The 26,653-nt window shown below is 46.0% G+C and carries 24 protein-coding genes and 1 pseudogene; 13 read left to right on the forward strand and 12 right to left on the reverse strand.

Annotated elements, in window-relative coordinates:
- The first annotated feature begins 23 nt into the window (after positions 1-23).
- The gene (locus QUA20_RS21245; RefSeq protein WP_333191007.1) at positions 24-968 is read left to right on the forward strand and encodes a hypothetical protein; all 945 of its coding nucleotides are present in this window, start codon (positions 24-26) and stop codon (positions 966-968) included.
- A gap of 143 nt (positions 969-1,111) precedes the next feature.
- Here the strand turns inward: QUA20_RS21245 and QUA20_RS21250 are convergent, their stop codons facing one another.
- Together QUA20_RS21250 and QUA20_RS21255 are read right to left on the reverse strand one after the other, a co-directional pair.
- Complete coding sequence (locus tag QUA20_RS21250; protein ID WP_333191008.1) at positions 1,112-3,199, reverse strand: hypothetical protein; 2,088 nt, start codon at positions 3,197-3,199, stop codon at positions 1,112-1,114.
- A gap of 128 nt (positions 3,200-3,327) precedes the next feature.
- Positions 3,328-4,674: a CHAT domain-containing protein gene (locus QUA20_RS21255; protein WP_333191009.1), complete on the reverse strand. Its 1,347-nt coding sequence runs from the start codon at positions 4,672-4,674 to the stop codon at positions 3,328-3,330.
- Between the two features lie 30 nt (positions 4,675-4,704).
- Here QUA20_RS21255 and QUA20_RS21260 point away from each other — a divergent pair, with 30 nt between their 5' ends.
- Positions 4,705-4,851, forward strand: a complete 147-nt coding sequence (locus QUA20_RS21260) for a hypothetical protein (protein WP_333191010.1) — start codon at positions 4,705-4,707, stop codon at positions 4,849-4,851.
- Between the two features lie 410 nt (positions 4,852-5,261).
- Here QUA20_RS21260 and QUA20_RS21265 read toward each other — a convergent pair whose 3' ends face one another.
- Positions 5,262-5,420 carry a hypothetical protein gene (locus tag QUA20_RS21265; protein ID WP_333191011.1) on the reverse strand — a complete coding sequence of 53 codons (159 nt, stop codon included), beginning with the start codon at positions 5,418-5,420 and terminating at the stop codon, positions 5,262-5,264.
- A 316-nt stretch (positions 5,421-5,736) separates the two neighbouring features.
- Between QUA20_RS21265 and QUA20_RS21270 the strand changes: the two genes are divergently transcribed.
- From QUA20_RS21270 to QUA20_RS21285, 4 genes are all read left to right on the forward strand, one after another.
- Positions 5,737-7,737, forward strand: a complete 2,001-nt coding sequence (locus QUA20_RS21270) for an FAD-dependent oxidoreductase (protein WP_445304695.1) — start codon at positions 5,737-5,739, stop codon at positions 7,735-7,737.
- A 299-nt stretch (positions 7,738-8,036) separates the two neighbouring features.
- A complete protein-coding gene (locus tag QUA20_RS21275; RefSeq protein WP_333191012.1) occupies positions 8,037-8,723 on the forward strand; it encodes a class I SAM-dependent methyltransferase in 687 nt (228 codons plus the stop codon).
- A complete protein-coding gene (locus QUA20_RS21280) occupies positions 8,723-9,793 on the forward strand; it encodes an aromatic ring-hydroxylating dioxygenase subunit alpha (protein WP_333191013.1) in 1,071 nt (356 codons plus the stop codon). Before QUA20_RS21275 ends, QUA20_RS21280 begins: the two co-directional genes overlap by 1 nt.
- A gap of 159 nt (positions 9,794-9,952) precedes the next feature.
- Positions 9,953-11,644 (forward strand): DUF262 domain-containing HNH endonuclease family protein, encoded by a 1,692-nt coding sequence (locus tag QUA20_RS21285; RefSeq protein WP_333191014.1) that lies wholly within the window; start codon positions 9,953-9,955, stop codon positions 11,642-11,644.
- 93 nt (positions 11,645-11,737) lie between these two features.
- Here the strand turns inward: QUA20_RS21285 and QUA20_RS21290 are convergent, their stop codons facing one another.
- Positions 11,738-12,211 carry a hypothetical protein gene (locus tag QUA20_RS21290; protein ID WP_333191015.1) on the reverse strand — a complete coding sequence of 158 codons (474 nt, stop codon included), beginning with the start codon at positions 12,209-12,211 and terminating at the stop codon, positions 11,738-11,740.
- Positions 12,212-12,361: 150 nt separating this feature from the next.
- Here QUA20_RS21290 and QUA20_RS21295 point away from each other — a divergent pair.
- Positions 12,362-12,707: pseudogene (locus QUA20_RS21295) on the forward strand (type II toxin-antitoxin system RelE/ParE family toxin).
- On the forward strand, positions 12,679-13,074 hold the full coding sequence (locus QUA20_RS21300; protein WP_333191016.1) for a transcriptional regulator: 396 nt from the start codon (positions 12,679-12,681) through the stop codon (positions 13,072-13,074). The pseudogene QUA20_RS21295 and the gene QUA20_RS21300 overlap by 29 nt, the downstream one beginning before the upstream one ends.
- A gap of 16 nt (positions 13,075-13,090) precedes the next feature.
- On the opposite strand, the gene coaBC is transcribed toward QUA20_RS21300, so the two are convergent.
- From coaBC to QUA20_RS21325, 5 genes are all read right to left on the reverse strand, one after another.
- Positions 13,091-14,290, reverse strand: coding sequence for a bifunctional phosphopantothenoylcysteine decarboxylase/phosphopantothenate--cysteine ligase CoaBC (gene coaBC / locus QUA20_RS21305; RefSeq protein ID WP_333191017.1), 1,200 nt, complete (start codon positions 14,288-14,290; stop codon positions 13,091-13,093).
- A 255-nt stretch (positions 14,291-14,545) separates the two neighbouring features.
- Positions 14,546-14,758, reverse strand: coding sequence for a protein IsiD (isiD, locus tag QUA20_RS21310; protein ID WP_190743522.1), 213 nt, complete (start codon positions 14,756-14,758; stop codon positions 14,546-14,548).
- 45 nt (positions 14,759-14,803) lie between these two features.
- Positions 14,804-15,430, reverse strand: a complete 627-nt coding sequence (locus QUA20_RS21315; protein WP_333191018.1) for an alpha/beta hydrolase — start codon at positions 15,428-15,430, stop codon at positions 14,804-14,806.
- A 315-nt stretch (positions 15,431-15,745) separates the two neighbouring features.
- On the reverse strand, positions 15,746-17,827 hold the full coding sequence (locus QUA20_RS21320) for a CHASE domain-containing protein (RefSeq protein ID WP_333191019.1): 2,082 nt from the start codon (positions 17,825-17,827) through the stop codon (positions 15,746-15,748).
- A gap of 375 nt (positions 17,828-18,202) precedes the next feature.
- Entirely contained in the window at positions 18,203-20,113 is a 1,911-nt protein-coding gene (locus QUA20_RS21325) for an ATP-binding protein (RefSeq protein WP_333191020.1), read from the reverse strand.
- Positions 20,114-20,496: 383 nt separating this feature from the next.
- On the opposite strand from QUA20_RS21325, the gene QUA20_RS21330 reads away from it, so the two are divergent.
- The gene (locus tag QUA20_RS21330) at positions 20,497-20,694 is read left to right on the forward strand and encodes a hypothetical protein (RefSeq protein ID WP_333191021.1); all 198 of its coding nucleotides are present in this window, start codon (positions 20,497-20,499) and stop codon (positions 20,692-20,694) included.
- A 357-nt stretch (positions 20,695-21,051) separates the two neighbouring features.
- Positions 21,052-21,897: a cyanophycinase gene (locus QUA20_RS21335; protein WP_333191022.1), complete on the forward strand. Its 846-nt coding sequence runs from the start codon at positions 21,052-21,054 to the stop codon at positions 21,895-21,897.
- Between the two features lie 167 nt (positions 21,898-22,064).
- On the opposite strand, the gene QUA20_RS21340 is transcribed toward QUA20_RS21335, so the two are convergent.
- The gene (locus QUA20_RS21340) at positions 22,065-22,313 is read right to left on the reverse strand and encodes a hypothetical protein (protein ID WP_333191023.1); all 249 of its coding nucleotides are present in this window, start codon (positions 22,311-22,313) and stop codon (positions 22,065-22,067) included.
- A 731-nt stretch (positions 22,314-23,044) separates the two neighbouring features.
- Here QUA20_RS21340 and QUA20_RS21345 point away from each other — a divergent pair.
- A complete protein-coding gene (locus QUA20_RS21345) occupies positions 23,045-24,688 on the forward strand; it encodes an alpha-amylase family glycosyl hydrolase (RefSeq protein WP_333191034.1) in 1,644 nt (547 codons plus the stop codon).
- Here the strand turns inward: QUA20_RS21345 and QUA20_RS21350 are convergent.
- Positions 24,645-24,902 carry a hypothetical protein gene (locus QUA20_RS21350; RefSeq protein ID WP_333191024.1) on the reverse strand — a complete coding sequence of 86 codons (258 nt, stop codon included), beginning with the start codon at positions 24,900-24,902 and terminating at the stop codon, positions 24,645-24,647. The two genes, QUA20_RS21345 and QUA20_RS21350, sit on opposite strands and share 44 nt — an antisense overlap.
- 50 nt (positions 24,903-24,952) lie before the next feature.
- Here QUA20_RS21350 and QUA20_RS21355 point away from each other — a divergent pair, with 50 nt between their 5' ends.
- Both QUA20_RS21355 and QUA20_RS21360 read left to right on the forward strand, forming a co-directional pair.
- Positions 24,953-25,330 (forward strand): BON domain-containing protein, encoded by a 378-nt coding sequence (locus QUA20_RS21355; protein ID WP_333191025.1) that lies wholly within the window; start codon positions 24,953-24,955, stop codon positions 25,328-25,330.
- A 326-nt stretch (positions 25,331-25,656) separates the two neighbouring features.
- A complete protein-coding gene (locus QUA20_RS21360; protein WP_333191026.1) occupies positions 25,657-26,085 on the forward strand; it encodes a DUF2294 domain-containing protein in 429 nt (142 codons plus the stop codon).
- Here the strand turns inward: QUA20_RS21360 and QUA20_RS21365 are convergent.
- Positions 26,054-26,512, reverse strand: coding sequence for a response regulator (locus QUA20_RS21365; protein ID WP_333191027.1), 459 nt, complete (start codon positions 26,510-26,512; stop codon positions 26,054-26,056). The two genes, QUA20_RS21360 and QUA20_RS21365, sit on opposite strands and share 32 nt — an antisense overlap.
- Between the last annotated feature and the right edge of the window lie 141 nt (positions 26,513-26,653).

Raw genomic sequence — 26,653 nt, forward strand, 5'->3', positions numbered from 1 at the left:
AGTTAGTAAAAAAGTGAGGGTTTATGGAAGATTTTGGTGTTATTATTGCTTGCTGTGACCAAGATTATTTGTTTGCAAAGGGTTGCTGTGCTAGCATCCGATATTTCCTGGGAGATGTTCCCATCTGCCTGTTGATTGACGGTACGTTTTCCGTGAGTCCCCTAGAAAAAGTTTACGGAGTGCGCGTCATTAATCACGATAGCGTCTCTGAGCCACTTCTGAGAAAAAGAAGCTTTGGTTGGGGAAAAAGTCATATGATTCCCTTTTGGGAAAGTCCGTGGCAAAATTTTCTCGTGATGGATGCAGATACAATTATTTGGGGAGATGTCCTCAAATTCGCTAATTTTCAAGACTTCGACTTTATTATTGACCAGCCTTGTCAGGATTACTCGGATGCGGATATCACGGAATATTTCTTTGACATTCCGGGAGTCGAAAAGTATTTTCCAGATTTTCGTTGGCAAGACTATCGCTCTCGCTTTGTCTGTCCAGGCACATTCTTTGGGAAGCGAGGTGTTTTCAGCTTAGAGGAGTATAGAAAGATTCTGGATTTTAATGATGAACATCCAGAGATATTTAAGTATGGAGACATGGGCTTTTTTAACCTGATGGTCTTCCGCGCCGTTCAAGAGGGCAAACTGCGGGTGCAGAATGTGGATATGCAGTTGTTGGTGCCGGATTTTGACCAGGATTTGTTGAGAAAGCAGTTTCCGGTTGAGTCAAGCGGGCCTGGGGGCGATCGCACTCAGGCGACTGTGATTCACTGGTGCGGGCCGAAGCCAAGTTTATCTAATGGGAAAGTTTACTCGGAACCGATGAATTTTTGCCGTCGCAAGTGTCAGGAGGATGTTTGGAACCGCACGGGTTTGGAGGCCGAGATGTCGCTGCAAGTTGAGGATTTACAGCGATCGATCTACGTGTATAAGAATAAGTTTAAGAAGAAGTTTCGGCAGTTGACTGGTAAGTAGACTAGGACTTGCCTGCGCGAGGCGAGAAACCGGGAATATCCCTAGATTTCTCGCCGCCAAATCCAGCTTTTTCTAATAGTGTTCGGTTAAGAGGCTTTTTAAAACCACAGACGATCGCCGATGAATCGAGATGTTAATTGCGGTTAACCTTCGAGGGGCAAAGTTGGCCCGGCTGGGGGTAAAACTTGGCGGTGAACGCTTACTTTATGACTTTCCCGCTGAGTTTGCATTTCGACGGCGATCGCCTCAAATTCGACTTCCATGCAGCCGTAGGGAATCTCTAACTCGACACTTGCTCGGACGTTTCCTAACCCGTTAGGTTTAAATTCGGTAATCCAGCGCGGGCCGTCGAGAATCAGGTAGGTTTGCCGATCGTACACCCAAACTTTCACATAAATCCGGGGCATTAATTCCGGCAGTTGCACTTGCACTTTTACCGGCCCGCCGGCGAGGATTTCGGCCCGCGGCAATTCCAAAATTGGCATCGGTACTAACTCGTCTTCTGGCAAAACGTAGGGAGTTGGCGGAGTTACTTCTGCTGCGACAGTTGCGGTTTTTTGAGCAACTTGTTTCGGCTGCGGGGGCTCGTCAAAAACGACAAATTCTCTGGCTTCCGGGCTAGTGGATTTGGGGTCGGAAATTGTTTCGCTGGTTTCGGGTTGCTGCTGGGTTGGGCTGGTTTCTTCCACAACGGCAATTTCGTCGCTGCTATTGGCGGTGGCTTTTGGAGTTGGCGACAGGGCGGTTGCTTTCAGCCATTCGGGGGATTCGCCGTTGCTGGCTAAGGAACTCAGTCGCGACCAAAATCTATTTTGGACGTTTAAGGTTTGAAATGCCTGTTTTGTGGGTCCTGGCGGAGTTTCTGGGGCTGTTGTTGCTAATTCAGGGCTGTTTTCGGGTTTTTGGTCGATCGCTCCGATTTCCGCTGTTTTAGGGGAAGTTGGGATGTCTGAGGGTTTGGTTTGTGGGTCGATCGACTCTGCGACAGTTCGAGGCGCATTGGAGATTTCCGAAAGCAATTGCGATCGGCTGCTGTCAGGCAGTTTGTTACCGAATGCTGGCAATTCTAAGCCGCCTACACTTGAGGTCTGACGGGAACTTAGTTGAGGGGGTAAGGGCTCGTTTGTTGGAGATTCGGCGGGGGAAGGAGGGTCTAAGGATTTTTCTACTAGCTTGAGAAAGGATAGATTTGTGGCGCTCCGAGGCTGTTTTGAGGCTGTTAGGGAGGGTTCGGCTTGATGCTTTTCTTCGATGAAATTGTCTTCAATTGCTTCTAGAAGATGCTCTAAACGGGCTGTAATTGTGAATGCTTTGGTGGCTAGGGTAACGCTGCCGCTGCTGAGAATAGCTTCTCCTAATATTAGGCGGCTTTTGCACTCGGCTGGAATGTAGGTGACGCAGGCAAAGATGCAGGGAGGAACTTGTTCTGGCATCGCCTGCTGGATTTCTGCGAGAATTTGTGAGGTTTGGGGGTCGCGCAGGTAAATTTGCAGCTGTGCTGAACCGATGAGTTGTTTGAGTTCTAGCGCTTCGGATTCGGGGATGAGAGTTGCTGTTTTTCTGGTTGTTTGGGGGGGTTGGGGAATGTCGATTTTGCCGGAAATGATTAAGGGGCGACCGAGTTGGGTGACGAAGGTTTCTCGATCGAGGACGAGTTCGAGTTTGATGCCCGGTTTGGGTTGGGCGGTTGGGGGAGTGGGGAATTGGTAGATTTTGGCCTGCTGCGGTGCTGTTAGGGCTGCTGGGATTTGGGTTGGTGCCGGGCGATCGACCGGTGCGGCGATTTGTGGGGCTGCGCGATCGGCTGGTGCGGCGATTTTTGGTGCTGCGGCGGAAGTTGCGGGTTCGGTTTGGTCGATCGGCGGTAGGGGTTCGGAGGTTTCCGATTCTGCGGGCAATACTTCCAACTGAACGCCGTACTGCCAAGGTTTTGCTGGTGTTGATTTGGGATCTGGCAAGCAGGAGAGTTCCCACAGTCCGGGCTTGAGCCTGGTGTAAGGAATGATCACGACTAATCCTTCGGGGTTGGTGCGGGCCGATCGGCTTTGGACTTTCCGCTGCGCGCCTTCGTCGAAGGAAGTATGGGTAACGCGAATTTCGATGTCGGTGTTGGGGTGCTGAATGCGAGCAACGACGCGGTATTTGCCTTCTAGAATTTCCACGTCGGAGGTTTCTAGGGGCAACCAGGCGCGATCGCCTTCTTTCTGTAGCAAAAATTCTAATTTTTTCATCTTTCTTTCCCCTTGAAGGCTCCCGCTTGATTCGTCACAGGTTGGTGGTGGTTTGTTGAGCGACAGCGACAGGCATTGAATTACTTTATTTTTTATAGCCTATCACCTGTGTCGGTCAAGAGGCCGACTTACCAAGGACTGCCGATAATGCTGAAAGCTGCCCAATAATACGGATGGGATAAATCTTTGCTGTCGAGTTTGGGGATGGACGGTGGCAAGGGAGTTTCGCCTCGGGAACTTCGCAGTTGACCGCGTTCGATCGTCACTTTGCCTTCAATCGCACCAATTTGTGCTTGCCTGAGAGCTTCAGCTTTAATGATTGGAAGGTCATTTGGCCTGCTGATTTTTAACTGCTGGTAAAACTCTGTCATCATGGCGAGAGTCCCCGCATCGCTGACGTACCACAGGCTGGCGAGGGCTGATTTTGCTCCCGATTGCAGCGCTAAACCGGCAAATCCGAGTTCTGCTTCTTTGTCTCCCAAGGCGGTTCTACAGGCGCTTAATACTAATAGTTCAAGGGGCGGATTGTTCCATTTTAAATCTCTCATTTGATCTAGTCTAAGTTGCGTGTCCCAAAATTGAATGTAGGAGTTATTTGGGGTTCCAGGGCGGAATTCGGCGTGGGTGGCGAGGTGGATGATTCCGTATTTTTGTTGCAGCCGCTGGGATTGCAAGTTTACTATGGTGAAATCTTCGTTGAGAAAGGATTGGCCGGGCCACTGTCGGGCGATCGCGCCCAATTCTAACGGCACTGCCGGCAGCGGTTCTTTGTTTGCCGTTTCTGAAAAATTTGATGCTCCCATTGCTAGGACTTGGGTGTTTCTGAGGTCGGTGTAATTGCTGTCTGTGAATTTGAATGCGGGGATGCGGGCGAGGCTATATTTTTGAATCAGAAATTTCTGTCCGTCGTGCATTGCTGCTAGGGGTACGGTTCGCAAACCTTCGCCGATGCAGAACAGCAAGGTTTCAATTCTTGCTGTTTGCAAATCTGTTTCTAGGGGTGCAATTATCCATTTGTAGAGTTGTTGGGCTGGTTCTAGATAGGTGGTGGTGTTGATTTTTACGGGGTTGGTGATTTCGCTGCTGAATTCTTTGACTACTGAGAGCAGTGTCTCTTGTTTGGCTTCCGGGACGCTGCGGAGAATGGGCGGGCGATCGGGCAATATTAAGATTAATTCTAGTTGATCGGTGCGCGGGATGGCGTAAATTAAAGCTGGTTTTTTCTTTGTTTGAACTGCTAGGCGGGATAGAGTTTTTGATATTGCTTCGGCGGTTTTTGCACGGGCGGCAAAGTCTTGTTCAAAGTATTTTTGATAGTCTTCTTCCCAGTTTTGTTCGATTCTGGTTACGGCTTCGGTGAGGTTTCCCCGATCGAGCAAATTTCTCATTTCTTGCCCGTTAAGCCCGCCCTGGCCTGTGTTTTGGGCAATTGTAGCGAGGTTCGCTGTACTCCAGCAGAAAAATATTGCTGTCAAACAGTAAAAAATAGCTTTTTTAATTTTTTTATGAGTCGTGTGTTTTTGGCGTTGCTGCGGGGATTTGTCGTGCATGGTTTTGGGGCGGTTGAGGGCGCAGTTGGCGGCAGCAGTTGGCAAAAGTTGGGATGTGACTGGGAATATTTGACTGTGCTGGCGATCGCGGCACGATTATAGCATTCAAGACAAACCGCAAATCTCTGCCGTAGGGTGTGGACACCAGCACCAACAGAGTCCCCGCGCCAAGAAATTCGCGATTTATGTAAAGTTTTATAAATTATGCAGAAGTTTTGCATAAACAGGACTTAGGTAAAAACTGGATTTTTTCACGTAAGTCCTGTTTTCTACATAGCAGCCAGGTGCATTTAACAGGCATTACCTCTAGGGGCGTCTTTGACTTTTTGCGGCACATCCGCAGTTCTCAGGTTGAATCGGGTTTTGTCTTGGTCTTGAGTGAGGAATATCCTGAATCGAGCGCCCATATATTGAGTGATTGCAGTAGATATATTCTCTGTATTTACTTATTTTAAAATAGTTAGTTTTTTTCACGCCAACTTACTTAAAGCTCGACTGGTTAATTGTTTTGTCTAGGATATCTTTCCGCTTATTTCGTACAATTCGCCCAGACTGCCTTTGGCATAAAATTTTGCCCGCAAATCTCCTAATTTTTTAGCATCATTAACGGCGGTTGCCAAAAGTTGAGCAACATAAATTAATGCCGTTTGTTCGAGATTTGTGCGTGGCACGGGCGGGACGCCCGCGATCGCTCTGCGGTTAAAAACTCTAAAATTTATCGCACTTTTCCCGATCGATCCAATAAGTGTGGCATAGATCGCCCACACCCCTAAGTTATCAATAAAAACACTTAATTATTTAGAGAATTTTACGCTATGCGGTCGATCGCTTTTTCCTTTTTTATTCTTGCTTCTCTCCTAGATAACTAAAGCCTTCTTCCTTCTGCTATAGATTGTGTGCGATCGAACTTGACACGGTGCGATCGCGATCGGACTGGGGAACGTGTCTTAGTATTTCTTCACATATCCTGATTTCGGTCTATGATATATGCCTTATGGCGTATTTGTGTTTAAAGCCCGTTACCGCGTACCGCTGATGAGTCAATCAACCAATTCACCGCTATCCCAACCAGTTTCTCGAAGAACCGCCCTCAAATTCCTCGGAGTGGGTGCCGCAGGCGGGCTGCTGGGCTACTCTCGATTTTCCAAGCCAGAGCCCACCGTTTTTGTGCAAGATTCTATTGACTTGCCGCGAATGCTGAATCAGCGCAAAACCGTTGCAGTTGTAGGGGCAGGCTTGGCCGGGCTCGCCTGTGCTTACGAACTGTCCCAGCGGGGTTTCGCCGTAACATTGCTCGACAAATCGCCCCAACTCGGCGGCAAAATTGCTAGTTGGCCGATACAAGTCGGGAACGAAACTTTTATGATGGAACACGGTTTCCACGGTTTTTTTCCGCAATACTACAACCTCAAAAGTGTGGTTGAAGAACTAGAAATTACCGATAACTTTGTATCTTTAGAGTCCTACGCCGTTGTGTTTCGAGACGGCAAATACAAACCCGAAGTTTTCCGTCCCAACCATTCAGCTTTTCCCTGGAATATAGTTGACTTGGGGATATCTTCTCCCAATCGGCTCAAGTGGGGAATCAATCTGACAAAACCCGCTCACTGGCAAGTATTTCGGGAAATCGGCGGTTTTCAAACTCAAAAAACTTTCGATCGCCTCGACAATATATCAGTTGCCGACTGGGTAAAAGGTGAATTTCCGCGCGGGCTTTATGACTTGTATTTTCTGCCTTTTGCCAAGTCCAGCCTCAACGCTCCCGACGAATTGAGCGCGGGAGAATTAATGCAATTTTTCCACTTTTACTTTTTCGGAAATCCCGAGGGTTTGGCATTCAACGGCACGCGGCAAGATATGGGCACCAGTTTGGTGCAGCCTATTGCCAGAGCGATTGAAAGGAAAGGTGGCAAAGTATTAGCAGATGTCGCAGTCAGTGAGATACGCTGGGAAAACGGTAAGATTGATTATCTGAGTTATCAGTCGGGAGACGTGCAGAGTAAAATACCTTTTTTGGTGAAGCGAAACGCGCTGTTAACTGACAGCAACTCTACCGAATATTTCGGCGCTGGTGACAGCGTATTTGCCGCCGCACCGTCGGGAAAAGAGGCAATTTCTCTGAGCTGCACTCACCAAGGCTGCACAGTTCAGAAACAGAACGACGGTCAATTTCACTGTCCTTGTCACGGGGCAGTTTTTGATGCCGAAGGGCGAGTTGTCAGCGGGCCTGCTCAGCGGGATTTGCCTCGATTTAAGGTAGTCGATGAAAAAGCAGATGAGGTACAGTTGGCCGCAGCGGTTAACCAATCGCAGCCGCAAAATTTGGGAGAAACATTGAAGGCTGATTACTATGTTTTGGCGGCAGATGTTCCGGGGATGCAGCATTTGTTTAGTTTGGCCAGCGGTGAGGTGAATTCCCAGGTGCAGAAGCGGATCGAGAGCTTGAACATAGCCGATCCGTTTGCGGTGTGCCGTTTTTGGTTCGATCGCGAATTTCCCTGGGAACACAGCAATTTCAGTTCGCTTTCCGGCTACAAACTGACTGACAGCATTACGCTTTACCACAAAATTCAGGATCAGTTTATCGAGTGGAATCAGAAAACTGGCGGTAGTGTTGTGGAACTGCACGCTTATTGTTACAAGGAGAAGGAATTTCCGAACCAGAAAGTTTTGCTGGCGACTTTTGAGCAAGAATTGTACGAAATTGTACCGGAATTAAAAGAGGCAAATATGCTGCACCGGGAATTGGTAAATCAAAAAAATTTCTCTGGATATCCGCCCGGTAGCTATGCAGAACGACCAGAAACTTGCTGCGCTGTTCCAAATCTTTTGTTTGCGGGAGATTGGGTAAAAATGCCGTTTCCTTGCGGTTTAATGGAAAGGGCAGTGAGCAGCGGTTTGTTGGCCGCTAATGCTATTTTATATCAGGAAGGTTTGCAGAGGCGATCGCTCTTGACGGTAAATCCCGAAGGCGTGTTAAAAATCTAAGGTTAGCAGGGGGGCGGGTTTTATAAATCGTCAATTATCGGCTGCTATTCTCGGTGAAATCCGCCCCCAGCCATACCATTTTAAATTTTAAATTAAAGAATTAAATAATTGGGAATGACTTATTATATAAGGGTTTGGAGCTTTACTACAGTTGCATTCTTTTTTTAAGATGAGTTACGGTTTGTGGGTGCGGTTTCGCTGAGGAGAAAAGGCAGAGCTTGCGAACCCAAAAAATATCTGCGTTGAGCGGGGTGAATATGCGGTTAAAATATTATTGAATCAGTATAAAGCAATAATAGATGCTGAAGAGTAACTGCACAATTCGCAATAAACCTGTAATGTTTGATGCTTTTGCAACAGAATACGATTTCGCCGCCACCTTGCAAAATCAGAACGATTTCTTTACTAAAAACCTATCGACTAGCAAAGGTGTAGCATTAGATATTGGATGCGGTTCGGGAATTCTTGCTTTTGAATTAGCCCAGTATTACGATCGTGTAGTCGCCGTAGATTTTTCAGCAAAAATGCTGGCGATCGCCCGTCAAAAACGCTCAGCCCCCAATATCGAATACATTCAAATGGATGCCAGTCAATTAACGTTAGAGCGCAAATTTGATTTAATAGTTAGTGCCGCCACTTTTCACCACTTGCCCAACCTCCCCGCCGCCCTCTCAGTAATTAAACAATTGTTAAATCGGCACGGAAAAATCGTCTTTTTAGATAATATATCGGAAATCGAAAGACCTGCTACAATAGGCTACATAGTAGGTGCAGCGAGAGATTTTCTTCCCGACTGTTCTACCTACGGATTTCGTACAGCTTCAAGATTATTAAGATTTAGACTGTCGCCAAGCTGGTTGAAACATTTAGCTAGCGACAGGTATTTGTCAGAACGGCAATTTAAAAAGATTTACAGTCGTTGCTTTCCCGGCTGTTATTTTGTAAAATTGGGTTGTTTTATGGGCGTAATCTGGGAACATTTCTAATGCAAAACAACGCGATACAATCGGTAGCTGCAAGGGGACAAAAAACTCACATCCGCCAGTTGGGAATTAATTTGGAGCGGTGGTATGCAATCGCCCGCAGCACCGAGGTGCAAACTCACCCCATAGCTGCAAAAATCTGGAATCGGGCGATCGTACTTTTCCGCGACAGTGCAGGCAAAATCAACGCTTTAGAAGATAGATGTCCGCACCGACAAGTTAAACTCAGCCACGGTCAAGTTAAAGGCGATTTAATCGAATGCGCTTACCACGGATGGCGGTTAAATGCAAGGGGAGAATGCGCCGAAGTCGATTATTTAGCAGAAAATCAAAAGCTACCTAACTGCAAAATTCGCTCCTATCCAGCCAAGGAACAAAACGGTTTTATCTGGCTGTTTCCCGGCGACGAAACGCAAGCCGAAAAAATAAATTTATTGGATTTGCCCGAGTGGGAACATCTCAATTATATTGCCACAGTTTCAGTCATCGACTGTCAGGCACACTATTCATTTTTAATTGAAAATTTGATGGATATGTACCACGGACACTTGCACGATGATTGGCAGGCTTGGGCAAATCCGGTGTTAGATACTTTAGAAGAAAACGAGCATCAAGTAACTGCTCGCTATCAGGCACAAAGTTATTACAAAATAGATAAAATTTGGTCAATTTCTCAGTTATTTTTTAAATCTCTGCGCCGACTGCACCCGGAACCGCTGGAGGTGAGTTATGTTTACCCGCACTGGGTTTCAACTTTGGGGAGCGACTTTAAGATTTACTGCTTGGTTTGTCCGGTGAGCGAGACAGCAACTCGCGCTTATTTAATTCACTTTACCTCATTAAATGCGTTTTGGCGGCTGCACAAATTGCCGGTTTGGTTTCGCAGGTTTATTAAAGATAGTTTGTTCGGTGCGGCTCAAAAGTTATTAGATGGTTTGGTGTGGCAGGATGTGTTAATGATTGAAGAAGAACAGCAGGCTTTTTTGCAGAATTCAGAAAGAAAAAGTTATGAATTAAATCGGGCTTTAGCCAGCGTGCAAAAGTTGATAAGAAGTCAGGGGGAAAATGGGTAATTCAGCCGCAGATTGAAGCCTACAGCGGGACGAATGAAACCGGCCTGCACAGGCTAAGATGAGAGTTAGCTCTTCCAAGCTTGAGCATGGTATTCTTGTAACAGAGAAAATTGACTTTCGGGAAGCAATTACCAACCACACCTAACACAGGAACCCACCATGAACCGTGCCAGCATCAAGGGTGAGGAACACCCCATTAGAAAAATCTTTAGCGATGACTTTATGTTCACCATTCCCCTCTACCAGCGTCCTTATGCTTGGACAAATGAGCAAGCTGGGGAACTGCTGGAAGACCTGCTAACATCATTGGGAGATGGTAACCACACGATTGATCAACTCAACCCGTACTTTCTAGGCAGCATTGTTTTGATCAAATCTGGGCCGCCAGATGCTGAAGTTGTAGATGGTCAGCAACGTCTAACAACTCTCACCATACTACTAGCTGCTCTCCGAGCATCATTGCCAACAGAACACGCCAATGACTTGACCACTTATCTATACCAAAGAGGCAGCTTAATCGCGGGTATAGATAATCGTTACCGTCTGACTTTGCGCGAGCGAGATGCAGAATTTTTCAAGGAATATATTCAAAATGAAGGTGGTATTAACAAGCTCCAAAAATTGAACAATGCTGAGCTGATGGATACTCAGAAGCTTATTAAAGAAAATGCACATTTATTCTTGCAACGTTTGCAGACGATCGCGGAATCCCACCGTATACGTCTTGCCCAGTTCCTGATTACCCAGTGCTTCTTGGTAGTGGTTTCTACGCCTGACTTTGACTCTGCATATCGGATATTTTCTGTGTTGAACAACAGGGGATTGGATCTCTCCCTAACTGATATCTTGAAAGCGGACATTATTGGAAAAATACCAGAAGGGCAAAAAGAAAAATATACTAAAAAGTGGGAAGATACCGAGGAGGAGCTGGGACGCGACTTATTCAAAGATTTGTTTTCTCATATTCGCATGATTAAGGAAAAGAAAAAACTTAGCAAGAGTATCCTTAAAGAGTTTCAGGAAAACATCAATCCTGCCGCAGGGTCTCAGCAATTCATTGATGAAATTTTAGATCCTTATGCTAAGGCTTTTTCCGAAATTCAAAACTTAACCTATGAAAGCGAGCGGCGTGCCGAGGAAATAAATCAACTATTTAAATGGTTAAACAAGATTGATAATTTCGACTGGATACCGCCTGCGATTCTCTACCTATCTCGCAACCGTAATAGCCCCGATAATTTGGTGCGTTTCTTTATAGATTTAGACCGCCTTGCCGCAGGTTTAATGATTGTCCGCGCCAATATCAATGAGCGCATTGAACGTTACAGTAGATTGCTTACTGCTATTGAGCAAGAGGAAGATTTATTCAATTCCTATTCACCGCTCCAGTTTACTCCGGAAGAGTCAAACAATATCCTTAGAGTCCTCGATAGTGACCTTTACCTAATTCAAAAAATTCGTCGTTATGTTTTGCTGCGCTTAGATGCTGCTCTGTCAGAAGGTGAAGCATCTTACAACTTCTCCAACATTACTGTCGAGCACGTACTTCCCCAAAATCCAGGGGCTAATAGTGAGTGGATGAAGTGGTTTCCTAGTCAGGAAGAGCGCGATCAATATGTGCATCGTCTTGGCAACTTAGTTTTGCTATCTTCTGCGAAAAACAATCTGGCACAAAATTATGATTTTGATGTGAAAAAGCAGAAGTATTTCACTACTAAAACGGGCGTTTCATCCTTTGTGCTTACTACCCAAGTGCTGCGGGAACAGGAATGGACGCCAGAAGTAATGGCTCGACGACAGAAAGAGCTGATTAATGTTCTCAAGAATCTTTGGCGCTTAGAGGATAATTGAATTTAATATCAAATTCCTATTATCTGTCCATCAGCACAAAACCATCTGCGTCCATCTGCGGTCAAAAAAACCTAAATTCCGCCAGCACAAACTTTACTTTTTAGGTTGCTGCTTCTGGTAAACGCTGGTAACTTTATCGGCATAAGTAGCTGTTGCCCCACTTTTACAAGCTGCGGAGTCCCCTGTCATCCACCAGCAAGCGGCGCGGCGTACAGCGGTTAATTCATTGTTGCTGCTAGCTTTGTATTCGTCGCGCAGCAAATCGCCCACGATACAGGTAACAATTGATTTGGCTTTTGTCGCGTCGGCCTCAAATTGTTGGGGTGTTAAATCTTGTTTGGTACAGAACTTTGCCCAGCGGGAAATATTGTTCGGTAAAACTTGCCACTGACTGTACATTCCGTCATTTGCGGCTTGTGGCGGGGCGGCTTGTCGCAGCGCTTCTACGAGGGCGGAAACTTGCGCGTCGGTGACTGCTTGCGCTGTGGCTGGAAGTGCTTGCAATCCGAGGCTAATTATCAGGCTGCCGAAGAGTAGATTGGTTTTTGCGATCGATTTAAAATTCATTCACAAGGCCCTGTTTGATTTAAACTTTGTTTCCTCAAACAAGGTTTACTATTTTGTCGCTCGAATGCCTCTGTCTTAAGTATGATTTGCCGACTTAATGCACGGTCGATCGCACTTACGATAGAAATTGTTAATCTGTACGATAAAATCATAGAAGTACAACCCAGGGAAATTCGACGTTACGCTACAGCAGAGGGTAGAGTACCATTCGGCGAGTGGCTTGATTCGCTCCGCGATCGGAATGTTATAGTTAGAATCAAATCTAGGCTTGACCGAAGTTGAGCAAGGTAATCTCGGAGATTTCAAGTCAGTGGGACAAGGAGTTTTTGAACTCAGAATTAATTATGGCCCGGGCTACCGCCTCTACTTCGGACAAGTCGGCTTGACAATTGTGGTAATCCTCATAGCTGGGGATAAAAGCACCCAAGGACAGAACATTCGACAAGCTAGAGAATACTGGACAGATTATGAAAAACGTGAAAGCACCGACAAGTGATAGCTACCGCGAGTACCTAATTGAATCTCTCCACGAGCCGGAAGAAGCTGCTGGTTTTATCGGCGCTATCTTGGAAGAAAAAGACCCTGAACCCGCGCTTTTGAGAAATGCCATCAGAAAGGTAATTGAGGCTCGAATCAGGATGAATGCTCTTTCGGAGTCAGCAAAACAGCATCACGAAAAACTCGACAAGATGCTGACTGAAAGCGGCGGTTCGGAAATTTATAGTTTGGTAGAATTGCTCGAAGCATTAGGATTGAAAGTAGAAATTACTGTCGCAGATATTGAGTTGCCCGCTGACTCGAAATCAACGGATTTTGGGGAATCAGAATTATCCCCCGAACCAGTAGTAATTAATCCCAGTTAATGAGTAAATTGCGCCCTCACCCGTTCATCACAAAATCAAACAATCGGTGAGCCATTTCTAGCTTGCTGCAAGGTGCTATTTCTACTTGCTTGCCGGCGGCATTAATTAATATTGCTTGATTGGTATTGCTGCCGAAACCTGCACCTATTCGATCGATCGGGTTTGCGGCAATTACATCCAGTTTCTTTGCCCGCAATTTCTCCAAAGCTGGCTTGACAATATCCCCAGTTTGTGCTGCAAACCCGATTAATTTTTGGTGCGGCTGTTTCAAATTTCCCAACTCTGCCACAATATCCGCTACCGGTGCCAAAGGCAAACAATTCGGGAGCGATCGCTTCGGCAATTTTTCACTACTGTACTCAGCCGGCTTCACATCCGCTACCGCCGCCGCCATCACCGTCAAATCCGCATCGTGAAAGCATTGCAGCATCGCCTGCCGCATTTCTTCTGCACTCGCAACTGCGATCGCCCGCACACCTGAGAGCGGCAATTCGCCAGTTATACTGTGTACCAGCGTCACTGTCGCGCCCCGGTGCTGTGCAGCTTGCGCCAAAGCTATGCCCATTTTGCCACTGGAAGGATTGCCGATAAACCGCACCGGATCGAGGTGTTCCCGCGTTCCTCCCGCACCGATCAACACCCGAACGCCCGCTAAATCTCGATCGCCCTTCGCATACAACAGCGATTCAATATGAGGCAAAATCTCACCAGGTTCTGCCATGCGGCCGACACCCGCGCGATCGCACGCCAGCATTCCCGCCCCCGGATTTGCAGCATGATAGCGCCGATAAGTCAACACTTCCCGCCAATTCCGCTGCACCGCCGGCTGTTCCCACATATCCGTATTCATCGCCGGTGCCAGCAAAATTGGGCAAGTAGAAGCTAAGACAGTATTAGTCAGCAAATTATCAGCAAAACCCCCCGCCAACTTAGCCAAAGTATTAGCTGTCAGGGGAGCAATAACAAAAACTTCCGCCCATTCTCCTAGTTGAATGTGCAGGGGGCGGCCGTGACTTGCTTGCCAAAAATCTTTGTCCGTAAAAGCAGGATGGCGGCAAAGAGTAGCAAAAGTCAAAGGCGTTACAAACTCCCCGGCCGCATCAGTAAGAATAGCTTTAACTTCAGCTCCAGCTTTCGCTAAAGTTGAAACTACTTCGCAAACTTTGTAAGCCGCAATTCCGCCGCTAACGCCGATTAAAATTCGTCTGCCCTTCATGTCATACCATTTTAGATTTTAGATTTTAGATCTTAGATTTTAAATTGGGAATTACTGATGAATATCAGGGTTGAGATCTGGCCTACATTCACATTCTTTTTTGAAACGGGTGTCATTTTTTCATAAAAAAGAATCAAGAAAGAAATTAAGATGAAAATAGACAAAAATCCATAACTCATCTGTTCAATTCACAACAAAATATGCTGCTAACTTCTTCCTCAATTCCGTCGAAATTTTTAAGCTAGATTTTTTAGGCTATGCTTCGTCGTAGGCTTCCATATCCAGAAGGTGGAGATAAGGTTCAACCAGCTCCGGCCGCTGAAAGGCAAGCGACCGCAACAAATGCCAATCATTCAATCCCTCAAAAGGATCTGCATAATCGTCCACTTCCAAACGGACAGCCAATTCTGCCACGTCCTGAGAAGTAAGTACAGCAATATCGCGCGATGCTTTGGTTAAAGTTTTCATTTTTTTCCCCTGCCCGAGACTTCCGCCATACTATATCCTAAGCCTTTAATCTGATTTCGACACAGTTTCTACAACAAAACTTCGCATTACATCTATAACTTCGGGCAGAATCTCGTGTCCCATGATAAATTCTCGATACTGCACCGCAGTTCCCCAAGCAGTCAAACTGTCGCGCGATCGCACAGCAGCAGTAACGGGCACAATAGTATCTTGAGTACCGTGCACGATTAAAACAGGTGGCAAAGCACTCCCAGCAACTGGCGAAATCGACGGGTGTAAATAACCGCTCAGACAAATTAAACCGGCTACAGGCAAAGTCAATCCCACATCTAGAGTCATCGCTCCCCCTTGAGAAAAACCGCCTAAAATAGTGCGAGACAAAGGCACGCCCGTGCTGCTTTCCAAAGACAGCATAAATTCCCTCAGCAATTGCCGGCTTTTTACCAATCCCTGAGCGTCTTTACCTTGAAGGTCATACCACGCTTTGCCGCCCATTGCCTGGGGATGGGGAAAGGGGGCGTCGGGAAACACAAACTGATAATCCGGTAAATTGAAAGCCGGTGCTAAAGAAGTCAAATCCCGAGCATTAGCACCCCATCCGTGCAAAGCGACAATCACAGCGACAGGTTTGCGATCGGTTTTTGGCGGAATGCTAATAAATTGTAAAGACATCGTAATTAGTAATTGGTAATCTGGCATTGCTACAATTATAAATTGTCGCGGTGAGTAAAACCCAAGATATTTGTTTTGGGCAAGATTTGACTCGAAATTAGCACGCACTTGCCAATAACTCTAACTGTTAACTGTTGACTGTTAGCTGTTAACTGTTGGGTGCGCAATCCGCACCTTTCCCAAGTATGGTGCGCACCTTTCCTAAAGAAATAAAAAAAAGAGAGAACGGCGACGCTCTTGCGTTCCCATTAGAAAGGGAGATGTCAGGGGGAGCGAGGCTAGACTCAGCTATAAGCGAGATTTCTCCCGCTAATTTCAACTAACACCTACCGCAGGTGAAACCTGAGAAACAGATTGCTGGGACTGTTGCCGCACCGGCACCTCAATCGAGAATTCAGTTCCCTCTCCCGGAGCCGATACGCACCTGAGCGAACCTTGATGTTTGTCCACTATTTGATAGCAGAGCGACAATCCCAAGCCAGTACCTTTGCCTACAGGCTTGGTAGTAAAAAACGGCTCAAACAAACGTTTTTTGACATTCTCCGTCATGCCCGTTCCATTGTCAGAGATTCGCACGCATACACAATTAGAACTTAAAAGTTCAGTGCGAATCCGAATTGTAGGTAAAAATGGCGAATTTGAGAAACTTTGCCCGAGCAGCTTTTTTTGATGTTGTGCGTCATATAAAACATCAATAGCATTTCTCAAAATATTCATAAATACCTGATTTAATTGTCCCGCAAAACACTCCACTAAGGGCAAATTTCCGTATTCTTTGATGACTTGAATGCCCGGAAAATCAGCTTGGGGTTTCAGCCTAGTATCCAAAATCATCAAGGTGCTGTCAATGCCTTCGTGAATGTCAACAGACTTCATTTCAGATTCATCCAAGCGCGAAAAATTACGCAGAGAAAGCACGATCTGGCGGATGCGTTCAGCTCCCAAATTCATAGATTTTAGGATTTTAGGCAAATCTTCAATAATAAACTCCAATTCGATATTTTTTTGTTTGGCTTGCACTTCTGGCGTTGGGTTCGGATATTGCTGCTGGTATATTTCCACAAGTTCCAGCAAGTTTCGAGTATATTCGCCTGTATGGATCAGGTTCCCAGAGATGAAGTTGACAGGATTGTTAATTTCGTGGGCAACTCCAGCCACCAACTGCCCCAAGCTGGACATTTTTTCAGTTTGGATTAGTTGAAATTGAGTTTCCTGCTTTTTTAGTGCTGTTTCTAGTTCAGCGGTGCGCTCTTTTAGTTGAATTGTGCGATCGTACACTTGCTGTTCTACTTTGGCGGTACGTTCTAGAGACATCAACAGGTAAATCGTCAAGCTGCCAGTCATCAATAGCCCGATCGCACAAATAGCCAGCGAACCCTGATGCGTCCTCAGACCGTTGTACCCGTTCCCGGGCAAAACTAGCAGCATCCACTGGCGGTCTGCTACGTTCAATAAGCGAGTGCAAGCACTAGGATTTTGACAGATTTCCCCCCGAACATTAGTTAACTCTGGCTTTTCTAGTTTTGGGTTATCTATCAACTGCTTAGCTTGTGAGTCGTAGCGCACCAGAAAGCGTTCTTTCCCTGTAGCCGATTTGTCGTATAGGTAAAAATTAATGCTGTCTAAATTTAGGGATTCTAAAGAGAAATCGACCATATGGGTGATCTGAAACAGACCCGCAATAACTCCCATGAGATTTTCGCGGTTCTTGACCGAGTTATCTAGAGAAGTTGTGCGACGGGTTACTGGCAGAAATACTTGCAATCCCGGTTGATTGTTGGTGACTAATGTAATCCGCGCGGAAGCCGCTATTTTTCCGGTATTCACCGACTTCTCTAAAGCTGCTTTGCGATCGGGGCTGGAGGCAACATCAAAACCGATCGCTTTGTTATCTTCTTCTAGTGCTTCTCTGTAAATAATTGGAAAGTATTCCGATCGCACTTTTGCTTCGATCGGCTTTTGGTCACGAGTTCGCTCGTAAATTTGAAATGCCGGAAAACCTTCGGCTCGAATTGCGGCTTCGTAAGCTGCTTTTTGGGCAGCAGGCACGCGCACACTCCAGTTAACAGAATAGATGGCAGAATGTCGGGAAAGTGCAGGTTGAACGAATTGCTTAAAATCTTGTCTGCTAACTTCAGTAGATGCGTTGTAGAATGCTTGAAGTGAGTAAAGAACTTCTAAATTGTGATTGATGCTTTGCTGCAAAGTCACATTCAGGCGATCGGCTTGCTCGTGAAATTGAACTTGCATTCGTTGGTTTTCCGAATGCCACACAAGGGCGGCGGCTGCCAATGACAAGCTTGTACCTGTCCAAAGAGTCAGCGCTGCTGGAATGTAGCGACGGTACGACTGTAAACTTTCCGTCAGCGAATTAAACCAATTGCTCCCAACATTCATATTTCCACACCTTCTGCCACCGGAGTGCAATTAGTTTAAAGACTTGTGAAATTCCTTGATAAAACAAGAGACCGCCCAGAAACTACATTCTCTAAAAATTTACGATCGCAGGAATAGGACTTATCCTGGGAAACCCAATTTCTACGAAAATATTGGTGTGGTAACGAGAAATATAGCAAGAAACCGGGTTTCTTAGGAATAGTGCATCCACTGAGGAATTGCCACCAATTGTAACTAAGTGAAACGAAGCGAGTTCAAATCTGGGCGATCCCCAATTTCCTTCCCCGGAAGCACCCGGGAACGACAAAAAGCCTTTATCTGGTGGGGCGGGTACTCAAAACCCGCCCCACAAAGCCAACTTAAATGTGGAACAGGTTACAAAACAGTCCCTATTTCCTTCAAATAAACCCGTGTAAACGGTTCCCCATCTCCCAGAGTATACTGTTCGATCAACCCCTGGCGGCGAATAGAAATACTATTTTCTTCCCTCACCACAACAGTATCGTCATCAGTGCTTTCTCTGCTCAACATCATCTCAGTTTCCCCCGGATTGTCCAGGACCACCATATTGCTCCCCTGATAAAACATTCCCTCAGCTTCCAAAATATTTCCGGGATATTCAGCAATTAACAAATCGAGCTTGGGATTCCGCAGCAAACTTTGCACGTTAAGATTGTAATTCTTATGCAAAACTTTTTCAGAACGGTTGACAAAAAGTCCACCGCGACAAACAGCACCGATCGTCCAATCGGGATGCTGCAACAAAATGTGGTCGATTGTTTCTTGCAGTTCTTGCACCGAAATTTTGTTGAAAGTAATAATCGGAACTCTGGCTGATTTTCCCGAGTCAAAGAAAGTTTCGATAATATGGGAAGGCACATCAACCCCTTCACCGACAGCCGGGTTGAGGTGCATAAAAATTCCCGGCGCGGCATTGATTTCGAGAATCCCAAAATTGCCTGTTTTCCAAGATTTGGCGAGAGTTTCTGTTACCACATCCACCCCCAAACAAGTTAACCGAAAATGTAGGGCGATATCTTGAGCCAAAACAATGTTATCCGGGTGAATAGTCTGGGTAGCGTCGATGCTGACGCCGCCTGCGGAAAGATTGGCGACTTTGCGCAGAGATACAGTGCGATCGCCCTCTAGGACACTATCCAATGACAGCCCTTGTTCTGCCAGATACATTTCCATCGATTCGTCGGACTGAATTTTGCTCAGGGCCGAAGTTGGCGTATCCAAACGTTGGGATTTGCGGTTTTCACGGCGGATCAATTCGCGAATTGTTGAGTCGCCGTCCCCTGTTACCCAAGCGGGTCGGCGTTCAGTTGCCGAAACAAATTTGCCGTCAACGCACAGCAGCCTAAAATCCGATCCTTTGATGCTATTTTCCACAATTACTCGCACCGATTCTGTTTCGGGAATTGCCTTAACAGCTCTTTTAAAAGCGGCCTGCAATTCCTCAGCATCTCGGATATCTGCTGTGACGCCAATTCCTTTATGACCGACTACTGGTTTGACAGCAACTGGATAGCCAATGTCTTTAGCAACTGCCAGAGCTCCGCTTTCTGTGGAGACGATATCGCCTTTGGGAACAGGAAATCCTAATGTAGCGAGAAAAGCTTTACAATCGTCTTTGCGCGTGGTAAAATCGGAGTCTAAGTGGCTGTCAGAATCAAAAGTAGTTGCAGAGCCGCGCACGAGTTTTTTCCCGTACCCGTATTGCATCAATCCTTCATCCCACAAATAAAATACGGGAATGCCTTTTTGCGATGCCGCTCGCATTAACGAATAAACTGTCGGGCCTCCGTAAACAGACTGCCGGAACATATTTTGCAGCGTGTCTATTTGTGATTCCAAGGGAAAATCTTGATTTTGATTGATGGCTTCAAACCAATCCCAAACAGCGTAAACTACGGCTCTGGCGCTGCGGGCGTGAACTGCTTCTATGCTAATTCTGTTAAACTGAGAAAACGGCTTGACGTTCCAGTGTTGGAAGTGCAAACCCATGTCGAGTTTTGCAACTTCTGAAGCGGTACGGCCGAACAGTTCGGCGTGGTTTGAGAAAGTTTCCTGCAGGAGTTGCGGGTAGCGATCGCTAATAATTTCATGGTAATGTGCGATCGGCAAAGGTTCGCTCGCGCCCGTCACCGCCAAATCGAAAACTAAAGCCGCTGTTCCTAAATAAGGGTTTGGCCCCATATAGTGTTTGAAGTTGAAAACATCAAAAACATCTGTTTTTCGAGCATTGACCCGCGCTGTTTCGGTGCTTTTTTCTTGCAGCATTTTCTAACCTCCTTTTCGTCAATTTTTCACATTAACTCTCTTGTCGGTGCATTAGATACTACCCGCAGGCATAGATATTGCAGTAGCAGTTGATACAAACACTCCGACCAATTCTGCCTTCAGCATCGCGGGAGTGGCGGAGAGGGGGAGTGGGGAAGTGGGGGAGATGGGGAGAGGGGAAGAGTGGGAAAATATTTCTTCTTCCTTCAATATCTAACTAAGCACTGATGACGAAGCACCTATAGCTAAGCACCTATAACTAATAACTCTACTTCCTTGCCCTCCAGAAAAAAAGCTCTAACTTTTGAGAGGTGCACTGCCCACTTATTGCCCACTTATAATTGTTTATGACTGTGAAGGAGAATTTAAGAGGCAGCAAATTTATGAAGCTCGCACAAACTGCTCTCAGGGATCAAGTTCACGAATTAGCTGAGGAAGCATTTCACCGGAAGCTAATTTCTGGCTACGGCGATGGTCAAAACAGCAACGAATATCAGATTGTCTGGAATGGCAAACCCAGACACCTACCTTTAGAACGGGCGCGTACGGTATTGAGCAATTTGATCGAGCGATCGCACTAACGGGCGATCGGACTAATTTAGGACTTACGCTCATAAACCCGGTTTTTACGAGAAATAAGAGGTTATGAGGGAAGTATCCAGTCAGAAACCGAGTTTATGACCAGCGCGCGTAAGTCCTGTAATTTAACTCATTTTTTGACCCCTCCTATATTTTGTTAGGGGGGGTAGATTTTTTTTAGCAAAAACATCTTTACAGCCCGCGGCCCGAGTAAACAAACCCCAGATCCCTTGAGTTTTGTGCGTCCGGGAATCAGCAAATTCAGATAATTTTGTGTATCTATCTATACCTTTTGGCAGTTTTCAGAAGGAAAAATTTTGTGGTTTAGTGAAATTTAATAAATTAAAACTGGAGATAATATGGCGAGCAACGGAAATCAGGGAAAGTTGCTAATTATTGGGGGCGCAGAAGACAAAGAGGGGGAGTGTAAAATTCTGCGGGAATTCTTGCGCTGCGCCGGAGGCACTAAAGCCCACATTGTGATCATGACTGCTGCGACCAGCTTGCCGGGAGAAGTAGGAGATAATTACATCCGAGTGTTTGAGCGACTCGGCGCTGAAGATGTGCGAGTTGTTGATACCCAGACACCGGAAGATGCCAAAAATCCCGATTATTTAGAAGCGATCGAACAAGCGACTGGCATATTCTTTACCGGCGGAGATCAAGCGCGGATTATTAGCTGCTTGAAAGACACCCAACTGGACGTAGCTATGCACAAACGCTACTCTGAAGGGATTATCATTGGCGGCACGAGTGCCGGCGCAGCGATGATGCCAGACATGATGATTATTGAAGGAGACTCCGAGACAAATCCCCGCGTTGATGTGGTAGCAATGGGCCCGGGAATGGGTTTCCTCCCAGGAGTTGTCATCGACCAGCATTTCGCCCAGCGAGGTCGTCTGGGACGCTTAGTTACCGCACTCTTGCTGCAACCGGCCGTGTTGGGATTTGGTATTGACGAAAATACAGCTATTTTAGTCAACGGTGACGAGTTGGAAGTTATTGGCGAAAGCGCTGTAACAATCATCGACGAGTCGGAAAAACTCCACGACAATATAGATGGACGGTTGAAGGATGAGGGTTTAGCGATTTGCGGCGCCAAGTTGCACATCCTCCCCCACGGATACCGGTTTAACTTGAAAACTCACCAGCCGGTGTTCGATAACGTAACAAATACAGCAGACAGGGCAACGGCGATCGCCTAATTTACTTCCAACGCCGCCATAGTAAATGTCAAAATTATGTAGGGTGGGCAGTGCGCACCTTACCGCTTCAAGGAAATATCAGGGTTTAAAAACCCCGGTACTTCGTTGAGAACTAATAAAAAGAAGAGGTAAACTCCTCTTCTTTTTTTATTGCGGTTTGTGGTTTTTTAAGCACTTTTCTGTTCGCCAAACATCGACTGCTGCCCTTCTTCAGTCGAAATTAAATTCCACCCTTGAGTTCTCAGCTTCTGAAATGTTGCCCATCCGTTAGAACCGCCCGGTTCCCGGTAGTCGGGTGCAGCGAACTGCGGAAAAGCTGTGTAAGGCCGCCACGCTTGACGGGCTTCCGTGCGCAAGTGCAATATCTTTTCTCCATTGCCTCCCAATCTGGGCAACCAGCACATTTGTTTTAGCATTTTTAACACTCCAGATTTTTACAGTAAGGGTAATTCGTCAACATCCCCAATTAAACTTTTAGAACCCTAGAGCCGCTGCTCGGAATATCTAACGGGTAACAGGGACGGATGAGATTTTCACCGATTACCAATTACTGAGGTAGCAGCAGTCGTTAAAGCTGATTTTGGTTCTGCAAAGTTTGCCAGTCAAGAACTATAAAACAAGTGTTACCAAGGCATAAGCAAAAATAATCATTGCTCTTCTCGGCTCAAACTTGAGTTAAAGTCGATCGCCCGAAAATCCAGTTGAATAAAGGATTCATTTTTCTGGTTTCTCTTGCCTGATAATTACAAGCCGATCCTCGCTTTTTCCGCCTAAAATCACATCATTCTACAGTATTAGCTCTGTAAGCTAAAAAATGTTCCTTTAGTTACAAACTTTAAACTCTTATCACGATTTATCTAGTTATCAAAAGTTAAATTACTTTTCATAAACAGCACTTCACAATTTTTTGTTACTTTAACTACCTTTTTGATTGATTTAAATCGGGCCTCCGGGTTCTCAGGCGCGCACCTTACTCAACCGCTAGGGTGCGTACTACTAAATCCTCCGGGTGCGCCTCTGGACACCTGACAACAGAAGAGTTACAGGTTTAACTCTTAAGAACGATGGCGACAGATTTACAAAATGGTAACAATGAATACTAATCACAGTTATAAGTTCTGCAAACAAGCTATTCACGGCCGCTGCAATTGAATTTAAACTCTTCGCTCCCAACAACAAAGCAGCTACACTGCTCGGCTCCTTTTGCTTGTGGGAAGAAATTGCTTTAGAAAAAGATGACAGAGGTTATTTCCGCACTAAAATTCAGTTAGAAGACGGTATTTATCAATACAAATTCCGAGTTCAATCGCAAAGTCCCTGTTGTGAACCCGACGAATGGGTAGAAGTCAACGATCCCTACGCTACTGAAATTGACCGCACTACTAATACAAGTACAATTCGCATCAAAGCAGGCGCGCGAATTATTGATACCTATGTTTGGCAGCACGACGACAAAAAACTCCCCGAAAATGAAGAATTAGTTATTTACGAACTGCACGTTGCTGATTTTTGCGGCACAGATGGTTCCGACAGCGGCGGTAAATTCCAGCAGGCGATCGAGAAATTAGATTATCTGTGCGATTTGGGGATAAATGCGATCGAACTAATGCCAGTTAATGAATATCCGGGCGATTATAGCTGGGGCTACAAAGTCCGCGATTTCTTTGCCGTAGAGTCCAGCTACGGTGCAACCGCAGATTTGAAGCAATTGATTGACGAATGCCACGGGCGGGGCATTCGCGTGATTCTGGACGGCATTTACAACCACTGCGATGAAGAATGTCCCTTATTGCTCATCGATCGCAATTATTGGTACTACCGCGACAAACACTATCCCGAAGATCCCGCTAACTACTGGGGCCCGGAGTTTAACTGCGAGAACTTCGACTCAAAACTCGGCATTCGTCCCGCTTGGAAATTCATCGGCGATGTCATTAATTTCTGGATTCAAGAATATCATATCGACGGCATTCGCTACGATGCAGTGCGCCAGTTGGACAATCGAGATTTCCTGCACTGGATAACTCGCGAAGCGAAAAAAACCGCCGGCGACAAGCCATTTTACAACATAGCAGAACACATTCCCGAACTTACCGAACTCGTGGCTGCGGACGGGTCGATGGACGGTTGCTGGCACGAAAGTTTTCGCATTTTTGCCATAGAAAATTTCGCCGGGGATCGTTGCGATCTCGCAAAGCTCAAGCAAGCTCTGGATGCCAAACAACAAGGCTATCAAAAAACAACTAATGTTATCAATTATTTAGCCAGTCACGACCGATCCCACTTGCTGGCGGAAGCAAGCTTTCGGAATCTCGACCGAGAAGCTGCTTTTAAACAAGCTAAATTGGGAGCGGTTTTGTTAGTAACCGCAGTAGGAATACCGATGCTGTGGATGGGGGAAGAGTTTGGAGAGTCCACTCGGCAAACTCCCAACCAGCCGAATAAACTGCAATGGTCTTTGTTGGAAAATCAGCCAAATCATGAGTTGTTGGAATACTACAAACACGTGATTCGGCTGCGGGAAAAATTCCCGGCACTTTACACGAAAAATATTGAATTTTTCCACGAAAATGCCGAAGCCAAAGTCCTCGCTTACTGCCGCTGGAGCGATGAGGGAACGCGAGCAGTAGTTGTGGGAAATTTTTCGGATACTTATCTATCTGGTTACTGCATTCCTAACTTTCCGGCAGCAGGAACTTGGCGCGAGTGGATGTACAACAAAATTGTAGAAGTTGGGGAAGAAGGGTTTAAGTTTGATTTGCCGGAATGGTCAGCGCAGGTATTTGTTTGAGCGCCGGAGAATTTATGTCTCCAGGCAGATGATGGGCGAAGTTGTACAACAGTAAATTGTATTTACGACTGCGCACCAAACTCAACAAACCGGGTTTTTCTACCGGGGCGGATGTCTGGAAGATAGTTTTTTGTAGAAAAACCAGGTTTCTGCGTTCCAGAGTGCGATCGTAATTCCTGGTATTGAGATTAACAATTGCACCGCGACGTGCCACCTGTCAATTAACACGTCAATTAACACAAACTTTGTGGGAGGACAAACTCTATGGGTTGGCTAAAAAGATTGTTTGGTTTAGAAAAACTTGAAAATCAAGAAACTGTTGACGCTCCTGCTTACCAAGCACCTGTAGCTGAAGCTCAAGCTCAAGCTCAACCTGCTGCGAGCGCTCAGACAGTTCCGGCGGAACGCATGGGATTGAATGGAGAATACGATGAAAGCGGTTTAGCTAAACGGGTGGCTCAGGCTTTTGATGCAAATCCAGATGTTGCAGATATTGAGACTGTTTATGTGGCTCAACACGGCTCTACGGTGGTTCTCAAAGGTACAGTTCCCGATCAGGCAATTGTCACCAAGCTGGTAACAATTGCTAAAGGTGTCAAGGGTGCAACTGGGGTGGAAACTAATCAAGTTACTGTAGGCTAGCGCGACAGTTGTTGCTAACATTTAACAGTTAACAGTTAACAGTTACCATTTAACTGTTAACTGTTATAAGCTGTTCTGCATCTGGCGCTGTATTTTTCGGGCGGGCGAGATACCCCACAATAATTTCATCTAACTTGACTGTAAAATTTAGATGCGCCTGGGCTTAGCAATCGTCCTGACGATGAGGACGTTCTTCATTGCTGCTGAAACATAAAATATTATATGGCTTCTGACTTCTTGCCTCCTTTACCTGCCGTACATTGCTCGTTGCCGAACTTCCTTTTTCAATAAGTGTGTTTTTGAGTTATCTTTTTTTTATTAAAAATATGACCGGGGAAACCTTAGAACCTACTCGCGGGAAATTAGAACGGAGTCTTTCGCAGAGAATTCAAGCTTTGTACCGTTCTCAACTCGGACAACAAACGAGTCAACCGCTATGCCATCTTTTGGATAACAAATTGATAATTATTATGGAAAATGGGGTTACTAAACCAGAAAAACTGCTGGCTGAGAACGGTCAGCAAGATTTGGCTTTGCAGGTGCGAACGGAATTAGAATCAGTCCTAGAGGGGCAACTGAAAGACTTAATCAAAGAGGTTTTGGGTGTGGGAGTAACTGATTTGCTCAGCGATGCGACCTTGGAGACCGGCCGCACCGGAACGATCGCAATTTTGGAGTCTGCACCTAAAGTTCGCGATTCTAGTTCCCAGTCTAAAACTCAACCTAAAACTCCACCATTAACGTCGGAGAGTTGATGTGCTGGTGGATAATTTTTTCTAAATCCTTGATGTTAAAAGGTTTAGAAATGTATTCAACACAGCCGGCTTGGAGAATCCGATCGCGGTCTTCTGCTTTTGCTAGTGCTGTGACAGCCACAATCGGAATATGTCTGAGATCCGGGTTTTCTTGGATGCGCTTTGCTACTTCTAGACCGTCTATATCCGGCAGGCAAATGTCGAGTACGATTAGGTCGGGAGGTCGATCGACTGCTGCTGAAAGAGCTTCGTAGCCGTCCGCGGCTGCCATGCACTCGCAGCCGAATAAATCGAGTATTTGTGTCAGCAGCTCTAAGTTGTCGCGATTATCGTCTACAGCCAACACTAAAGGACGCTTATCAACCGCCGATGGGTCGCTATCTAAAAACGAGGATTCCAAATTATTCTTCCAAGCAGGGTAGTTCATAAATGCCTAGCTAAAAACGACCAACAACGAGCGAAAAACGAGCGAAAAACGAGCGAAAAACGATCGAAAAACGATCGAAAAACGATCGAAAAACGATCGAAAAACGATCGAAAAACGATCGAAAAACGATCGAAAAACGAT

This window comes from Microcoleus sp. Pol7_A1 (assembly GCF_036701085.1).
In the GTDB taxonomy this organism is placed as follows: domain Bacteria; phylum Cyanobacteriota; class Cyanobacteriia; order Cyanobacteriales; family Microcoleaceae; genus Microcoleus; species Microcoleus asticus.

Excerpts from the sequence above, each read along its gene's own strand:
- QUA20_RS21340 (WP_333191023.1), bottom strand. The coding sequence starts at position 22,313 with ATGCTAAAACAAATGTGCTGGTTGCCCAGATTGGGAGGCAATGGAGAA.
- QUA20_RS21250 (WP_333191008.1), bottom strand. The coding sequence starts at position 3,199 with ATGAAAAAATTAGAATTTTTGCTACAGAAAGAAGGCGATCGCGCCTGG.
- QUA20_RS21275 (WP_333191012.1), top strand. The coding sequence starts at position 8,037 with ATGCTGAAGAGTAACTGCACAATTCGCAATAAACCTGTAATGTTTGAT.
- QUA20_RS21260 (WP_333191010.1), top strand. The coding sequence starts at position 4,705 with ATGAGTCGTGTGTTTTTGGCGTTGCTGCGGGGATTTGTCGTGCATGGT.
- QUA20_RS21315 (WP_333191018.1), bottom strand. The coding sequence starts at position 15,430 with ATGTCTTTACAATTTATTAGCATTCCGCCAAAAACCGATCGCAAACCT.
- coaBC (WP_333191017.1), bottom strand. The coding sequence starts at position 14,290 with ATGAAGGGCAGACGAATTTTAATCGGCGTTAGCGGCGGAATTGCGGCT.
- isiD (WP_190743522.1), bottom strand. The coding sequence starts at position 14,758 with ATGAAAACTTTAACCAAAGCATCGCGCGATATTGCTGTACTTACTTCT.
- QUA20_RS21335 (WP_333191022.1), top strand. The coding sequence starts at position 21,052 with ATGGCGAGCAACGGAAATCAGGGAAAGTTGCTAATTATTGGGGGCGCA.
- QUA20_RS21360 (WP_333191026.1), top strand. The coding sequence starts at position 25,657 with ATGACCGGGGAAACCTTAGAACCTACTCGCGGGAAATTAGAACGGAGT.
- QUA20_RS21270 (WP_445304695.1), top strand. The coding sequence starts at position 5,737 with ATGCCTTATGGCGTATTTGTGTTTAAAGCCCGTTACCGCGTACCGCTG.
- QUA20_RS21300 (WP_333191016.1), top strand. The coding sequence starts at position 12,679 with ATGAAAAACGTGAAAGCACCGACAAGTGATAGCTACCGCGAGTACCTA.
- QUA20_RS21280 (WP_333191013.1), top strand. The coding sequence starts at position 8,723 with ATGCAAAACAACGCGATACAATCGGTAGCTGCAAGGGGACAAAAAACT.
- QUA20_RS21330 (WP_333191021.1), top strand. The coding sequence starts at position 20,497 with ATGAAGCTCGCACAAACTGCTCTCAGGGATCAAGTTCACGAATTAGCT.
- QUA20_RS21355 (WP_333191025.1), top strand. The coding sequence starts at position 24,953 with ATGGGTTGGCTAAAAAGATTGTTTGGTTTAGAAAAACTTGAAAATCAA.
- QUA20_RS21320 (WP_333191019.1), bottom strand. The coding sequence starts at position 17,827 with ATGAATGTTGGGAGCAATTGGTTTAATTCGCTGACGGAAAGTTTACAG.
- QUA20_RS21365 (WP_333191027.1), bottom strand. The coding sequence starts at position 26,512 with ATGAACTACCCTGCTTGGAAGAATAATTTGGAATCCTCGTTTTTAGAT.
- QUA20_RS21325 (WP_333191020.1), bottom strand. The coding sequence starts at position 20,113 with ATGCTGCAAGAAAAAAGCACCGAAACAGCGCGGGTCAATGCTCGAAAA.
- QUA20_RS21285 (WP_333191014.1), top strand. The coding sequence starts at position 9,953 with ATGAACCGTGCCAGCATCAAGGGTGAGGAACACCCCATTAGAAAAATC.
- QUA20_RS21245 (WP_333191007.1), top strand. The coding sequence starts at position 24 with ATGGAAGATTTTGGTGTTATTATTGCTTGCTGTGACCAAGATTATTTG.
- QUA20_RS21290 (WP_333191015.1), bottom strand. The coding sequence starts at position 12,211 with ATGAATTTTAAATCGATCGCAAAAACCAATCTACTCTTCGGCAGCCTG.